General features: G+C 54.1%; 12 protein-coding genes and 1 tRNA gene. 8 read left to right on the forward strand and 5 right to left on the reverse strand.

The genetic code is table 11. The features are described 5' to 3' along the window. Positions 1–347 precede the first annotated feature (347 nt). On the forward strand, positions 348–1502 hold the full coding sequence (locus ACZRJQ_RS01590) for an MFS transporter (protein ID WP_463976660.1): 1155 nt from the start codon (positions 348–350) through the stop codon (positions 1500–1502). Here ACZRJQ_RS01590 and nhaR read toward each other — a convergent pair. Continuing rightward, positions 1499–2404, reverse strand: coding sequence for a transcriptional activator NhaR (nhaR, locus tag ACZRJQ_RS01595; protein WP_463976661.1), 906 nt, complete (start codon positions 2402–2404; stop codon positions 1499–1501). The genes ACZRJQ_RS01590 and nhaR overlap by 4 nt on opposite strands. A 135-nt stretch (positions 2405–2539) precedes the next feature. Between nhaR and ACZRJQ_RS01600 the strand changes: the two genes are divergently transcribed. Further along, entirely contained in the window at positions 2540–2779 is a 240-nt protein-coding gene (locus ACZRJQ_RS01600) for a hypothetical protein (RefSeq protein WP_463976662.1), read from the forward strand. Positions 2780–2809: 30 nt separating this feature from the next. Further along, positions 2810–3565: a TerC family protein gene (locus ACZRJQ_RS01605; protein WP_463976663.1), complete on the forward strand. Its 756-nt coding sequence runs from the start codon at positions 2810–2812 to the stop codon at positions 3563–3565. Positions 3566–3619: 54 nt separating this feature from the next. Here the strand turns inward: ACZRJQ_RS01605 and ACZRJQ_RS01610 are convergent, their stop codons facing one another. Continuing rightward, positions 3620–3787, reverse strand: a complete 168-nt coding sequence (locus ACZRJQ_RS01610; protein WP_463976664.1) for a hypothetical protein — start codon at positions 3785–3787, stop codon at positions 3620–3622. Positions 3788–4071: 284 nt separating this feature from the next. On the opposite strand from ACZRJQ_RS01610, the gene ACZRJQ_RS01615 reads away from it, so the two are divergent. Beyond that, positions 4072–4683 carry a peptidase C39 family protein gene (locus ACZRJQ_RS01615; protein WP_463976980.1) on the forward strand — a complete coding sequence of 204 codons (612 nt, stop codon included), beginning with the start codon at positions 4072–4074 and terminating at the stop codon, positions 4681–4683. Positions 4684–4739: 56 nt separating this feature from the next. On the opposite strand, the gene ACZRJQ_RS01620 is transcribed toward ACZRJQ_RS01615, so the two are convergent. Further along, positions 4740–6023 (reverse strand): NAD(P)/FAD-dependent oxidoreductase, encoded by a 1284-nt coding sequence (locus ACZRJQ_RS01620; protein ID WP_463976665.1) that lies wholly within the window; start codon positions 6021–6023, stop codon positions 4740–4742. Between the two features lie 183 nt (positions 6024–6206). On the opposite strand from ACZRJQ_RS01620, the gene ACZRJQ_RS01625 reads away from it, so the two are divergent. The 4 genes from ACZRJQ_RS01625 to ACZRJQ_RS01640 all read left to right on the forward strand — a co-directional run bounded on the left by ACZRJQ_RS01625 (position 6207) and on the right by ACZRJQ_RS01640 (position 12608). Next, a tRNA-Val gene (locus tag ACZRJQ_RS01625) sits at positions 6207–6283 on the forward strand. Positions 6284–7002: 719 nt separating this feature from the next. Continuing rightward, positions 7003–9210: an OsmC domain/YcaO domain-containing protein gene (locus tag ACZRJQ_RS01630; protein WP_463976666.1), complete on the forward strand. Its 2208-nt coding sequence runs from the start codon at positions 7003–7005 to the stop codon at positions 9208–9210. A 653-nt stretch (positions 9211–9863) separates the two neighbouring features. Beyond that, positions 9864–10214 carry a hypothetical protein gene (locus ACZRJQ_RS01635; protein WP_463976667.1) on the forward strand — a complete coding sequence of 117 codons (351 nt, stop codon included), beginning with the start codon at positions 9864–9866 and terminating at the stop codon, positions 10212–10214. 30 nt (positions 10215–10244) lie between these two features. After that, complete coding sequence (locus tag ACZRJQ_RS01640; protein ID WP_463976668.1) at positions 10245–12608, forward strand: DNA polymerase II; 2364 nt, start codon at positions 10245–10247, stop codon at positions 12606–12608. Here the strand turns inward: ACZRJQ_RS01640 and ACZRJQ_RS01645 are convergent. Further along, on the reverse strand, positions 12605–12883 hold the full coding sequence (locus ACZRJQ_RS01645) for a hypothetical protein (protein ID WP_463976669.1): 279 nt from the start codon (positions 12881–12883) through the stop codon (positions 12605–12607). The genes ACZRJQ_RS01640 and ACZRJQ_RS01645 overlap by 4 nt on opposite strands. Positions 12884–13486: 603 nt before the next feature. Further along, complete coding sequence (locus ACZRJQ_RS01650; protein ID WP_463976670.1) at positions 13487–14437, reverse strand: siderophore-interacting protein; 951 nt, start codon at positions 14435–14437, stop codon at positions 13487–13489. Between the last annotated feature and the right edge of the window lie 41 nt (positions 14438–14478).

Here is a 14478-nt window from a genome sequence, read left to right on the forward strand (position 1 = left end):
GTGTCTCTAGTTGTTGTGGGGAATGCGTAAAAGGCTTTTGGCGAGCAGCACTAAAGGGCTGGCTGTTCGTAAAGCAGTCGACGGTTATGTTCATTAGAGGCAGCTGTGCAGTTTAGTGATGCGTAGAGTGTGCGTCTGTCGCGCTAAACCCCTGGCGGGAGGCGGACTTTATCACAGGGATGTAGGAACTTTCGTCAGTCAGGGCAATCTGTCGCGCTTGCGTTGAGTTTCTTGTGAGGCAAGCAATCTGGCTGCTAAACATTCTGTTACTATTGCGCATCCTCATTTTTCCTCAAGTCAGTGGGCCTTTTTGGCTTTCGCTGGCGTCGCTGTCTCTGGAGTTTTTCATGCTGTTACCCATCCTGCTGCTGTCTGCGGCCGGTTTTACTGTTCTGACCACCGAATTCATCATTGTGGGCTTGTTGCCTTCAATCGCCCGTGATCTTGATGTGAGCGTGCCTCAAGCGGGTTTGTTGGTGACGCTGTTCGCGTTCACCGTTGCAGCGTTGGGCCCTTTTTTGACGGCTTACTTTGCGCGGTTTGAACGCAAGCGCCTGTTTATCGGGATATTGCTGATGTTCGCCTTCGCCAACACGGTGGCGGCGTTGGCGCCCAATATTTGGGTGATGGCGTTTGCGCGGCTGTTACCCGCGTTAGGCCTGCCCGTTTTTTGGGCGCTGGCCAGCGAAACAGCGGTGGACATTGTCGGGCCGGATTACGCAGGGCGGGCGATTGCCAAAATTGGCTTTGGCATTGTGTGTGCGACGGTGTTTGGCATTCCGGTGGGCACTTTGATCTCTGATGCGTGGGGCTGGCGCAGTGCATTTGGGATTCTGGCAGTGGTCGCGCTGGCCAAAGCTTTGTTGTTGTGGATCTACTTGCCAGTCACTCGTGTGGTCAAAGAGGCCGTCACCCTGCGCTCACAATTTGGCATGTTGCGCAGCCCGCTGATCATCGGGCATATCGTGCTCTCGGTACTGGTATTCAGTGGCATGTTTACGGCCTATACCTATTTGGCCGATATTCTTGAGCGTTTGGCGGGTTTCAACGGCACTTTGGTGGGCTGGTGCCTGATGGGGTTTGGCGCCGTGGGGCTGATAGGTAATTCGCTGGGTGGACGCATGGTAGATCGCCATCCGCTGATTGCGTCGATGGTGTTTTGTGCCTTTATGATTGGCGGCATGGTGGCGCTGGTACCGAGCATTCATTCAACCTTGGGCTTGGCGGCAGCGATGGGCGTTTGGGGTGTGACGCAGGCCGCGCTGTTTTTGGTCAGCCATGTAAGGCTGATGAAGGTTGCCCCGCATGCACCAGCATTTGCCGCATCGTTGAACATCGCTGGGGCTAACTTGGGCATTGGTCTGGGGGCGATGGTCGGCGGCCGGGTCATTGATAGCTATGGTTTAGGTAACCTTGGGTTTGCCGCTGCCGGGTTTATTTTGGTGTCGATTTTGCTCGCGTTGTTGCTGATGACATCCAAAACCCGAGCCGTCTGCGCTTAACTGCTCAAATCGGTAAACAGCTCGCGCCGGGCACCTTCGGTAATCGCAACGATGCCGGGGTGCCGGATCTTGCGCTCGACGGTAATGGCGTAAAAGGATTCAGTAACTGCTTCAGTTTGGCCAATCAGTTCCACGTTGAACTGGCGAATGACCTCTTGGGCGATCACGCTGGGCGCAATAAATACCCCAATCCCGGACTGACCAAAGGCCTGCATCAAAGCACTGTCATCGAACTCACCGACGATACGAGGCTGAATTTGTTGCTCTGCCAGCCAGCGCAGCAAACGGCTGCGCAGCACAGTTTCTGGCCCAGGAATCAGTAGCGGTGCACCCTGTAAGCAGTGTGGAAAATTTTCGGCGTAGTGTGTGGCCAGAGCAGAGGTCGCAAAAAAGCTGATGCCGCACTCGCCGAGCTTCTGGCTCAAACCCTTGATATCGAGGTGAGAGGGCATCGGACTGTCAGAAATGACCAGATCCAGCCGCTGAATCGCCAAATCTGCCAGTAGCCGATCGAGCTTATCTTCGCGACAAGTGATGCGAATAGGCTCGCTAAGCGCCATTGTCGGAGCTATCAGCCGGTAAACAATGGATTTGGGCACCACGTCGGCCACCCCCACCCGGAACAGAACCTGCTGCTCTTTGGGCGACATGCGCAACATGCCTTCCAGTTCGCTACCGACTTGAAATATTTGCTCGGCGTAAGGCAAGACCTGACGCCCGGTTTCAGTCAGTTCCAACTGTCGGCCGACTCGCCTAAACAATGGCAGCCCATAGGTTTGCTCCAGCAAGCTGATTTGCCCGCTGATGGTCTGCGGCGTGAGGTTGAGCTGTTCGCAGGCGCGCACGATGCTGCCGGTTTTAGCAACCACCCAGAAGTAATGGAGTTGTCGATAGTTAAGCATCGGCTGAGTAATACTTCGTAAAAAACGAAGTATAGCGCTTAAAAATACGAATTTTACTGAAGTGTTTGCTTGTCTAAAATCCCGCGTTATTCGCGAGTCACTCTGTTGGCTGCCGTATTAGAGAGGAAAATCACGATGACGATTAAGAAGACAGGTGCCGTAGCGTTGCTGGCAGTGGCGATGCTGATGATGGGCGGTTGCGATCAAGCTGAAAAAGCAGCGCAACACATGTTGAGTAAAACGGCAGAAAGCGCCAAGCAGGCGATCGATGACACCCACAAAGCGGCTGAGCAAGCACTCAGTGAGGCCACTGGCGGGTTGATTAAACAAGAAGAGCCTGCTCAAGAGCGTGAAGAGTCTTCACACGCTATCTAATTTGTCCTACCGCAGAGTCAGAACACATATATGGAATATCTTTTAGAACTGGCGGCCAGCCCTACAGCCTGGGTCGCACTGGCCACATTGATCGTGATGGAGATTGTGCTCGGGATCGACAACCTGATTTTCATCTCGATCTTGACTAACAAGTTACCTGAGCAATATCGCACCAAGGCTCGCCGTATCGGGATTGGCATGGCATTGATTTTGCGACTGGGACTGCTCAGCACCATCGCGTACATCGTGCAATTGACGACCCCTGTGTTTGAGGTGCTGGGGCAGGCCTTTTCGTGGAAAGACATGATCCTCATCGCGGGTGGTTTGTTCTTGGTGTGGAAAGCCACCAGCGAAATCCATCACAGCATGAGCCCTGAAGCAGAGGGCAAAACCGACAGCGTGTCGTCCAAGGTGACCTTGGGGTTTGCCGCCGCGATTGGGCAGATTTTGATGCTGGATTTGGTGTTTTCTATCGATAGCATCATCACCGCAGTCGGTATGACAGAACACTTGCCGATCATGGTGATTGCAGTCGTCGTGGCGGTGCTGGTGATGCTGCTGGCTTCTGAGCCGTTGGCCAAGTTCATCAACGAGAATCCGACCGTTGTGATGTTGGCGTTGGCCTTCTTGATCATGATCGGGATGACTTTGATTGCAGAAGGTTTTGGTGCCCACGTGCCGAAGGGTTACGTCTATGCCGCGATGGCCTTTTCGGCGACTGTTGAAACACTGAACATTCTGGCGCGAAGGGTTAGAGAAAAACGTCAGGCGACCCTGACCAAATAAACCCGGGCTGTAGTCTAAAAGCCGTCTATCCAGCGCTGGGTAGGCGGTTTTTTGTTAGTGCGCGTTTACAGTGCCTGCGATCGGTTTTTCGGGCGTGACGTGCAACGTGGGTTGCACGGGATGATGGTGGCGGCGGCTGATACGCATCACTCCCCACAACATGGCTGCGGCGACGGTCAACCAGCCGGCAAACAGCAGGAAAATAGTTAATGCTGGGCTCATCAGTGCCTCCTTTGCCCACAACGGGCACACACACTTTGTAATGGACAGTCTAGTCTTTGGCGTGTTTCAGGCTATTGACCAAAGGTCGTGATGGACTAACTGATTTGCTCTAACTTGCGCCCGAAACTGCGGTTTAAGGCTATACCTCACCACGCGAGCGCCCTATGATCGGCCATCATCTAGCGTCAGGCCTGAAGGTCTGGCCGTGATTCAGGGCGAGGGAGCAGGGAGTGATTGGATTGAAATCCATACGATTGGGGCTGGTTGCCTTGTGCGCGTTGGTCATGGCGGGATGTGCCAGTGTGGAGCGGCCTGAAATTCGCCATTTGCCTGAAAGGGTCGAGTTGAATGGTGTGCCATTCTTTCGTGGTAATGCCAACCAGAGTGGCCCGCAGGTGCTTGCCAGCATGCTCAGCGAACAACGGGTGCGAACCACGCCGGGCCTGTTGACCAAACCTTTGAAATTGCCGGATGCGCAAACCGCGATGCAGGGCAACATGGAGCAACTGGCCCGTGAGTATGGGCTGGTCGTGTATCCATTGGATAAAAACCTCCCGGCATTACTGACTCAAGTAGCTGCTGGTTATCCTGTCATGGTGCGCTTTACTGAGGGCCGGGTCTGGTCTGAGCCGCGTTACGCCATGCTGGCGGGCTACAACCGGACTAAACACACGGTGTTGCTACGTGCAGGAATGGAACGCCGATTGCTGATGGACTTCAGTGCATTCGAGTCCGCTTGGGCAGATGCTGGCAGTTGGGCGGTACTGATTTTGTCCCCCGGTCAGTTACCCGCGCAGGTCGATAAATCCCGCTGGCTAAAAGCAGCCAACGATCTGTCTCAAGCAGGCCAGGAGCAGGCGGGAGCCATAGCAATCAAAACAATGGAGGCTCATTGACAAGCTATTCAGCAAATAAAAACGGCGCGTTGAGCGCCGTTTTTTGTGGTTATCAATTAAAAGCCGAACTTGTCGCGCAGGCTGTAGTACCAAGCGCCTAAGGCTGTAAGTGGAGTGCGTAAAAGTTGCCCACCTGGGAACGGGTAGTGTGGGAGGTCAGCAAAGGCATCAAAACGCTCCGCTTGACCGCGCAGGGCTTCAGCCAGCACTTTGCCTGCCAGATGGGTGTAAGTCACGCCGTGACCACTGCACCCTTGCGAGTAATAGATGTTGTCGCCAATACGGCCGACTTGTGGCAGGCGTGACAATGTCAGTAGGAAGTTGCCCGTCCACGCGTAGTCGATTTTTACATCTTTGAGCTGTGGGAAGGCTTTGAGCATTTTAGGGCGAATAATCGCCTCGATATTGGCTGGGTCACGCGCGCCATACACAACGCCGCCGCCAAAGATCAGGCGTTTGTCACCCGACAAACGATAGTAATCGAGCAAGTAGTTACAGTCCTCAACGCAGTAGTCCTGCGGTAACAGCGATTTAGCCAGTTCATCACTCAACGGCTCAGTGGTAATAACTTGTGTGCCGCATGGCATGGATTTGGCTGCTAGTTCAGGCACCAAATTGCCCAAATACGCATTGCCGGCAACGATGATGAACTTGGCCCTGACCTTGCCCTGTGGAGTGTGTACGACAGGATTGGCGCCGCGTTCAATGCGAACCGCGGGCGACTGTTCGTAAATAGTGCCGCCCAACGACTCAACAGCTGCGGCCTCACCGAGTGCCAGATTGAGTGGGTGAATATGGCCACCACTCATATCCAGCAGGCCACCTTGATAGTGATCGCAGGCGACGACTTCGCGGATCTTGCGCTGATCCAGCAACTCAAGCTGAGTATTGCCATAGCGCTCCCACAGTTTTTTCTGTGCTTCCAGATGGCCCATCTGTTTATGAGTGATGGCTGCAAACACACCGCCGTCTTTCAAGTCGCACTGGATCTGATACTTGGCCACACGTTCGCGAATGATCTTGCCGCCCTCAAACGCCATTTGGCCTAGCAGTTGGGCCTGCTTGGCTCCGACCGAGCGTTCAATCACGTCAATATCGCGGCTATAACTGTTAACGATTTGCCCGCCGTTGCGTCCCGAAGCACCGAAACCTACTTTGGCAGCCTCAAGCACTGTGACTTTAAAGCCGTTCTCCAGCAGAAATAGCGCACTCGATAGCCCCGTGTAACCAGCGCCAATCACACAAACGTCCGTTTCAACTTCATCCTGCAGGGCGGGGCGCTCTGGTACAGGGTTAGCGGAAGCCGCGTAGTAAGACTGGGGATAAGGAGTGTTCGCCATTCTGCAACCTCTGTTTTATATTTTTTACGAGTGACGGCGATGCTACCTGAGTTGAAATTTACCTGCCAGCTACCCCTGACAACGTATTTTGGGTGTTCAAATAAATAATCCGACTATTCATAGGCTTAGCTGCAAAAAGGTGTTGACAGCCCTTCGTAAATCTATAGAATGCGACCCCACAGCAGGCACGTAGCTCAGTTGGTTAGAGCACCACCTTGACATGGTGGGGGTCGTTGGTTCGAGTCCAATCGCGCCTACCAAACAAAATCCGCTCTGCTGGGCGGTCTAGAAGGGCTCACCGAAAGGTGGGCCCTTTTTTGTTGTCTGCGATTTGCAAAACTTTTGCAAAACCCCCACCTCAAAACGCCAAATCAGCCCCCACCTCAAGGTACTCGATACCTTTCTCAACGTGTCCATCCTGATAGTGTTTTGTCATCTTCGCGTCGGCATGCTCCAACGCGTGAATATCATTGAAAGTGGGTTGCTTATTGGTAGGCTCTTTAGCAGGCTCACGAAGTCCTATGTTCTCTCGATGCAGTAAGTACTATTAAGATGAACAGCTTATTGTGGATTCGTTTCAGAGGCTTATTTTTTTCAGGGGGTGTGAAAGTATTAGCTTAAATATAAAAGTGTTCGGGCGGTGGTATGTGTAGGTAAATGGTGAGTTTGAAGTGATAAATAAATAACGTCTTAATATATGGCTATGTCGAGGTGTTTAAATTAATCATCAGGTTGTCGCGAGAGGATAGCTGTGAGCCCAATTCGGCCTGACTCAACGGGTGGAAGTCTGATTTGTATGGCGTATATGATTAATTATCGGATACCTATTTATGAACTGGATTTAGCTTGAATCTACGAGCTACTGCAAATGAGGCGTTGCGAACCGGCCAGCGGCCCCGGCTGAAAAATACAAGACTTGCGACTGAAAAACCGGATAATGGCGGCCAAATTATTTAACCCGTTATTCTGGTAAACCCCCATGGAAATCAAGGTCAACTTTCTCGACAACCTTCGTCTAGAAGCCAAGTTCGATGACTTCACGGTGGTGGCTGATCAACCTATCCGCTACAAAGGTGATGGTTCGGCACCTGGCCCGTTCGATTATTTTTTGGCTTCATCGGCGTTGTGTGCGGCTTATTTCGTGAAGTTGTACTGCGAAACCCGCAATATTCCTACCGATAACATCCGTCTGTCCCAGAACAACATTGTTGATCCCGAGAACCGCTACAACCAGATTTTCAAGATTCAGGTCGAGTTGCCTGCTGATATTTCTGCCAAAGACCGCCAGGGGATTTTGCGCTCCATTGACCGCTGCACGGTGAAAAAGGTGGTGCAAACCGGCCCGGAGTTTGTGATTGAAGAGGTCGAAAATCTGGACGCCGATGCTCAGGCGCTACTGATGCTCAACCCTGCTTCAGAGGCTGGCACCTTCATCGCGGGCAAAGATCTGCCGCTGGAGAAAACCATCGCCAATATGTCGAGCATTTTGGCGGGCTTGGGCATGAAGATCGAAATCGCTTCATGGCGCAATATTGTTCCCAATGTGTGGTCGCTGCATATCCGCGATGCGCACTCCCCGATGTGCTTTACCAATGGTAAAGGCGCCACCAAAGAAGGCGCGTTGGCGTCGGCGCTGGGTGAATTTATCGAGCGACTGAACTGCAATTTTTTCTACAACGACCAGTTTTGGGGCGAAGACATCGCCAATGCGGCGTTTGTGCATTACCCGAACGAGCGTTGGTTCAAGCCGGGCCCTAAAGATGCGCTGCCGACTGAAATTCTCGACGAATACTGCCTGCAAATTTACAACCCAGATGGCGAGTTGCGTGGCTCGCACCTGTACGACACCAACTCAGGCAATGTACAGCGTGGCATCTGCTCGCTGCCGTACGTGCGTCAGTCCGACGGCCAAGAAGTCTATTTCCCGTCCAACCTGATCGAAAATCTGTACCTCAGTAATGGCATGAGTGCAGGCAACACGCTGGTCGAGGCGCAAGTGCAGTGCCTGTCGGAAATCTTCGAACGTGCGGTAAAACGCGAAATTATTGAAGGCGAGCTGGCGTTACCTGACGTGCCTCAAGAAGTGTTGGCGAAATACCCCGGTATTCTGGCAGGCATTCAGGGCCTCGAAGCGCAGGGCTTTCCAGTGTTGGTGAAGGATGCGTCGTTGGGCGGTGAGTTCCCCGTGATGTGCGTCACCCTGATGAACCCGCGCACCGGCGGTGTGTTCGCCTCCTTTGGGGCGCACCCAAGTCTTGAAGTGGCATTGGAACGCAGCCTTACGGAGTTGTTGCAGGGGCGCAGTTTTGAAGGCCTGAACGATTTACCTCAGCCTACTTTTGAGAGCCACGCGGTCACTGAGCCGAACAACTTTGTTGAGCACTTTATTGATTCCAGCGGCGTTGTGTCGTGGCGCTTTTTCAGTGCCAAATCTGATTTCGATTTTGTGGAGTGGGATTTCTCCGGGCAGGGTGAAAACTCCAATGCCGAAGAAGCCGCTGCGTTGTTTGGCATTCTCGAAGACATGGGCAAAGAAGTGTACATGGCGGTGTATGAGCATCTAGGCGCACCGGCTTGTCGCATTTTGGTGCCGGATTACTCGGAAATTTATCCGGTAGATGACCTGATCTGGGATAACACCAACAAAGCGCTGTTGTTCCGTGCCGATATTCTTAACCTGCATCAACTCACAAATGTTGGCCTTAGGGCGCTGGTTAAGCGTTTAGAGAACAGTGAGCTTGATGATTACACCGACATCACTACCTTGATCGGTATCGAGTTTGACGACAATACGGCTTGGGGGCAGTTAACGATTCTCGAGTTGAAGCTGTTGATTTATCTCGCTTTGAAGAAGTTTGATGAAGCCAAAGAGCGGGTAGAAGCCTTCCTGCAATACAACGACAACACTGTCGAGCGCGGATTGTTTTACCAAGCCTTGAATGTGGTGCTGGAAGTGCAGTTGGACGATGAACTGGATCTCGCGGATTACGAACCTAACTTGCGTCGGATGTTTGGTGATCAACGCATGGATGCAGCGCTGGGCTCGGTGGCAGGCAGTGTTCGCTTCTTCGGCTTAACGCCCACGAGTATGAAGCTCGAAGGTCTCGACAGGCATCAGCGCCTGATCGACAGCTACAAAAAACTGCACACAGCACGTGCCAACGTGGCAGGGCTACCCGCTTTATAGCGTTCACAATACAGCGCCTTGGTGGGCAGTCTCAGCAGTGAGATTGCCCACAGGCTGCGTTTCAGAGTCGTTTCAAGTGTTGATCTCGCTTCTCTCTGGAACCCGGCTACCTGAGTGTTTTCGAGTTCAGCCCCAGCAGGCCAGAAAACGGCTAGATTCGTCAAAAAACAGGCACTCTCCCGGTGTGTTCACGGTGTGATATCTGGTAATACACCGTGTATTTATTATGCAATAACGCGCTAATAACCTTTTAAATACTAAGTAAATAATGGCGATTTAAGATCGTCTTTATTTTAAATACCAAGAAAAAAGTGTGGTTATTGAAGGACTTAGCAGACTAATGTGTGTGAAAAAATTTCAAAAATAACTTGTTACAAGTTATGGCGGCGCGATAAGATCGCCCCGCGTTCACCTACCACGGTTTATGCATTTTTAAGCCCCAAGTTTCCATCAGCTACTTGGGCTTTTTTTTGCCTGAAATTTGACATTGGATCCAATTGTTTCTGATTCTCAGCGTGCTGGCGTAGCGTCGCGGATCCAGCCAGTACCAGTGTGTTCTGTGCTTTAGATCACTGATGAGCGAGCAGGCATACGAGGGCTCAACCGCAGGCAGTGGCGTGCTATCGTGAGCACCTTTTTCGAGGGGGTATCTGATGCGAATGCTGATTGGTGCGTTGAGCGTGGCCATGCTGGCCGGGTGTGCTTCACCTGCGATGGATCAAGCCCGCAATAAAAGCCCGGTGCGGGTTTTGGCGTCTGATAAAGCCATGCCGTTGGTTGCTGAGTGCGTTCAGTTTTCGTGGCAGGACGAAACCGTTTTTGGTGTGGATGCCAGTGGTTACATCACGACCGACAAGGCTGGAAAGATGACGGTCTACACCCGTGGTGGCGACTACTTTACCGACCTGCAAACGCAGGGCACGGGCACCTCCGCCAGTTACTACGCGCCACAGCCTGACGCTGTAGCGATGCGCCGTTTGGCGGCGCTGGCGACATGCCTGTAACCCAGCGGTTCAGCTTTTGAGGTCACAGCGGTGGATGTAAGGCAAGGTTTCGTCCTGACCCGGCACTGGCGCGACACCCCATCCGGTACGCACGTCGAGTTTTGGCTGGCCACTGATCAAGGGCCGCAGCCAGTGCGTTTGCCATATCAGACCTCCATCGCATTTATCCCGGCGGCGCAACGCGTGCAGACGCAGGCGTTGCTGGTGGATGAACGCAACGTCGAGCTACGTGATTTGGCTTTGTGCGATTTCCAGTCGCGGCCGGTCATGGGCCTTTACTGCCAGCAACATGGTCAACTGATCGACATTGCCCAGCGGTTACGCCGCGCAGGTGTTGAGGTGTTTGAGGCCGACATTCGCCCGCCAGAGCGCTTCCTGATGGAGCGCTTTATTACGGCGTCGGTCAGTTTCAGTGGTCAGCCACAGGACGATGGCCTGTTACTTGAAGCACAGATGAAACCTGCCCCGGACTATCGACCACGTTTGAAACTGGTGTCGCTGGACATCGAAACAAGCCCGCAGGGCGATCTGTACTCAATCGCGCTGCAAGGCTGTGGGCAGCGCCAGGTTTACATGTTGGGAAAAGCGACCGAAGCCGATACGCCGGTCGACTTTGACCTTGAGTTTTGCTCGACCCGTGGCCAGTTGCTGGAACGTTTGAATCAGTGGCTGGCCCAGCATGACCCGGACGCGATTATTGGCTGGAACGTAGTTCAGTTCGATTTACGCGTGTTACACGAACACGCCCGCCGACTGGGCATCCCGTTGCTGCTGGGGCGTGCTGGTAGCGAAATGCAGTGGCGAGAGCACGGCACACGCAAAAACCACTTTTTCGCCAGCGCCGCAGGCCGTTTGATCATCGACGGCATTGAATCACTGCGTTCGGCCACGTGGTCGTTTTCGTCTTTTAGTTTGGAAAATGTTGCGCAAACCCTGCTTGGCGAAGGGAAGGACATCAGCACTCCGTACCAGCGCATGGACGAAATCAACCGCATGTTTGTTGAGGACAAACCCGCATTGGCCCGCTACAACCTAAAAGACTGCGAGCTGGTGACGCGCATCTTCGAGAAAACCGAGCTGCTGACTTTTTTGCTGGAGCGCGCCTCGGTCACAGGCTTGCCCGCCGACCGTAGCGGTGGCTCCGTGGCTGCGTTTTATCACTTGTACATGCCGCTAATGCACCGCCAGGGCTTTGTTGCGCCCAACTTGGGCGACAAACCACCGCAAGCCAGCCCCGGTGGTTTTGTCATGGAGTCCCAGCCCGGTTTGTACGAGTCGGTGTTGGTGCTCGATTACAAAAGCCTTTATCCGTCGATCATTCGCACCTTTTTGATTGACCCACTGGGGCTGGTTGAAGGCCTGCGCCAACCTGACGATGAACACTCAGTGCCGGGTTTTCGGGGTGCGCGCTTTTCTCGAACCCGGCACTGTTTGCCGTCCATCATCGAGCGCGTTGCCAATGGCCGCGAAGTCGCCAAACGCGAAAAAAATGCGCCATTGTCCCAAGCCCTGAAAATCATCATGAATGCGTTTTATGGCGTGTTGGGCTCCAGTGGTTGTCGTTTTTTCGACACCCGGCTGGCGTCATCAATCACCTTGCGCGGGCACGAAATCATGCTCAAAACCCGCGCACTGATTGAAGCCCAAGGCTATAGCGTGATTTACGGTGATACCGACTCCACATTTGTCTGGTTGCGTAGCGAACACAGCGAAGAAGATGCCGCCCGCATCGGGCGTGCGTTAGTGCAACACGTCAATCAGTGGTGGCAGGATCACGTGCGTGATGAGTACGGGTTAACCAGCGCGCTGGAATTACAGTTTGAAACCCACTACAACCGCTTTCTGATGCCGACCATTCGTGGGGCTGAAGAGGGCAGTAAAAAGCGGTATGCCGGCTTAGTGGTGCGCCCTGATGGTCAGCGTGAGATGGTCTACAAGGGCCTTGAGACGGTGCGCAGCGATTGGTCGCCACTGGCCCAGCAGTTTCAGCAAGCGTTGTACCTGCGCATTTTTAACCGTCAACCGTACCAAGACTACGTGCGCGACTTTGTGCGCAGCACCCTGGCGGGTGAACATGACGAACTGCTGATTTACCGCAAGCGACTGCGCCGCCAGCTAAGCGACTACGAACGCAACGTGCCGCCCCATGTGCGTGCGGCGCGGCTGGCCGATGAATACAACGACGAGCACGGGCGCCCGCGACAGTATCAAAATGGCGGCACCATTAGTTACGTGATCACAGTGGCGGGCCCGCAACCACTGGAAAACCGCACCGCACCGGTGGATTACGAGCATTACCTGACGCGTCAGCTGCAACCGGTAGCGGACGCGATTCTGGTATTCGTCGACGACGACTTCAGTGCTTTGGTCGGTGGGCAGCTCGGATTGTTTTAAGCGTCGCTGGCAGGCGTGGCGGCCTTGGAGCGTGCTCGGTCTTTAGCGGCCTTTGCTTCGGCGGCCAGGCACTCCAGGCAGAACTGCTCGGCGTACGTCATGATGATTTCTGTGGTGTCGCCTTTGATCGTGCGCGAGCCTGCGAGGATGTAGCGCATGCGCTTTTCGGTTACACCGATACGTTGAGCAATCCAGGCAGGGGTTTGCCCGATACGGTCGACCAGTTTGTTCGCGTATTCGGTGGAGTGGTTGTAGCGTTCAGCGTTGGGAAACATAGGGGTTCCATGGGCGGGGAATTAATGCCGGACGGCAGGGTACTCCTTTTCGCCGGGGCAAGCCCCGCAATTGCGAGGGTAACCGACGTGGTGTGTTTACGTTTGGGCGTGTCACGGCGTGCCCACGGAGCGGGGCCGGAGAGAAGGAACCTGAGCGAAGCGAGGGCCGTACGCTGGGGCAAGGACCTTTTGGTTCCTTTTGGGGCTGTTTGCCAAAAGGGACTCGCTGTAAGAGCGAAACCCATTTTTCAATTAAGCGTCAGTAATGGATATGTACTCGGTATCGCAGTAACAGCTCAGCATACATATCTATTTAATGCGCAACGGCGATCTACGGGTTCCGCCCCTACGGCGGCTCACTTTTGCCAAACAGCCGCAAAAGTAAGCAAAAAGGCCTTGCCCCAGCGTACGGCTTTCGCTGCGCTCAAGTTCCCTCGCTACGGCCCCGCTCCGTGGGCACGCCGTGACGGGCCATCCTTGGCCCAACACGGCTCTCCCGGCTTCCTGCCGGGAGGCCCACTACGCAGAACCTACACTCGGCCTTCCGAAGGGGCCTGTAGAGCAAAAGCAAAAGCAAAAGCCTGTAAAGCAAAAGCCAAGGCCTCATTCCAATGATCGCCCCAGTTTCCAATACCCCATCAACGTCAGCACTTTACGATCCAGCCCGCGTTCATTAATTAAAAACCGGCGAATGGCCATGACGGCTGCCGACTCGCCCGCCACCCACGCATAAAAATCACTGTGCTTGGCACTGGCCAGTTCCCAAGGTCGCTGGTGATTTAAATCAAGTGCTTGCAAAGGGGTTGAATGGTGAGCGTTAACGGGCAGCGGCGGCAGGTTCGCCAATTCACGGGCCGCCAAGATCATGCCTTGACCATGTTGTTTGCCCAAGCTAGCGCGCGGTAGCCAATGTACTTTGGCATTCAGCCCACAGAGCAAGGGCTGACAGTCTGACTCTCCTGGCACTTCAATAAAGGCTTGAACCTGCGGCGCGTTCGGGTGTTCGGCCAGTTGTTCCAAAATACCGGCAATCGCTGGCAGCGCCGTTTCATCACCCATCAGCAATATTTGGCGCACACCGGCTGGCGGCTGCCATTCGTAACCGCCGGGGTCGGCGTGGTAGGCGGCATCAGGCGCGACAATTTGCAGGCAATCGCCGGGCTTGGCATGCGCCGCCCAGCTCGACGCCGGGCCGGTTTCACCATGCAGCACAAAGTCGATGTCCAGCTCACTCGCCTCGGGCCGCAGGCTGCGAATGGTGTAAGTGCGCATCGGCGGTGTCTGATTGAGCGGTAGGCTGCGTCGCTGCGCTTGCCAGTCGCCATCTTTAGGCAGGTTGGGCGCTGCGCCATTGGCTGCCGGGAAAAACAGCTTTACCCGCTGATCGGGCGCCAGTGTGCGCATCAGCGCCACGTCGGTGCCGCTGAACACAAAGCGTGTCAGTGAGGGGCTTAAGTCAATGCGCTGCTTGAGCGCGATATCGAACAATTGATACCCCGAGGGTTTGCTAAGACGTTTGCGCAGTTTTTGCACCAGCGTGGCGGCGACAGACATGAGCAGCACCTTTGATAAAAGCAGGAGTTCTCCTGTGTAAC

The organism is Pseudomonas sp. E315 (genome assembly GCF_055406205.1).

Excerpts from the sequence above, each read along its gene's own strand:
- ACZRJQ_RS01620 (WP_463976665.1), bottom strand. The coding sequence starts at position 6,023 with ATGGCGAACACTCCTTATCCCCAGTCTTACTACGCGGCTTCCGCTAAC.
- ACZRJQ_RS01610 (WP_463976664.1), bottom strand. The coding sequence starts at position 3,787 with ATGAGCCCAGCATTAACTATTTTCCTGCTGTTTGCCGGCTGGTTGACC.
- nhaR (WP_463976661.1), bottom strand. The coding sequence starts at position 2,404 with ATGCTTAACTATCGACAACTCCATTACTTCTGGGTGGTTGCTAAAACC.
- ACZRJQ_RS01590 (WP_463976660.1), top strand. The coding sequence starts at position 348 with ATGCTGTTACCCATCCTGCTGCTGTCTGCGGCCGGTTTTACTGTTCTG.
- ACZRJQ_RS01635 (WP_463976667.1), top strand. The coding sequence starts at position 9,864 with ATGCGAATGCTGATTGGTGCGTTGAGCGTGGCCATGCTGGCCGGGTGT.
- ACZRJQ_RS01615 (WP_463976980.1), top strand. The coding sequence starts at position 4,072 with ATGGCGGGATGTGCCAGTGTGGAGCGGCCTGAAATTCGCCATTTGCCT.
- ACZRJQ_RS01650 (WP_463976670.1), bottom strand. The coding sequence starts at position 14,437 with ATGTCTGTCGCCGCCACGCTGGTGCAAAAACTGCGCAAACGTCTTAGC.
- ACZRJQ_RS01630 (WP_463976666.1), top strand. The coding sequence starts at position 7,003 with ATGGAAATCAAGGTCAACTTTCTCGACAACCTTCGTCTAGAAGCCAAG.
- ACZRJQ_RS01600 (WP_463976662.1), top strand. The coding sequence starts at position 2,540 with ATGACGATTAAGAAGACAGGTGCCGTAGCGTTGCTGGCAGTGGCGATG.
- ACZRJQ_RS01605 (WP_463976663.1), top strand. The coding sequence starts at position 2,810 with ATGGAATATCTTTTAGAACTGGCGGCCAGCCCTACAGCCTGGGTCGCA.
- ACZRJQ_RS01645 (WP_463976669.1), bottom strand. The coding sequence starts at position 12,883 with ATGTTTCCCAACGCTGAACGCTACAACCACTCCACCGAATACGCGAAC.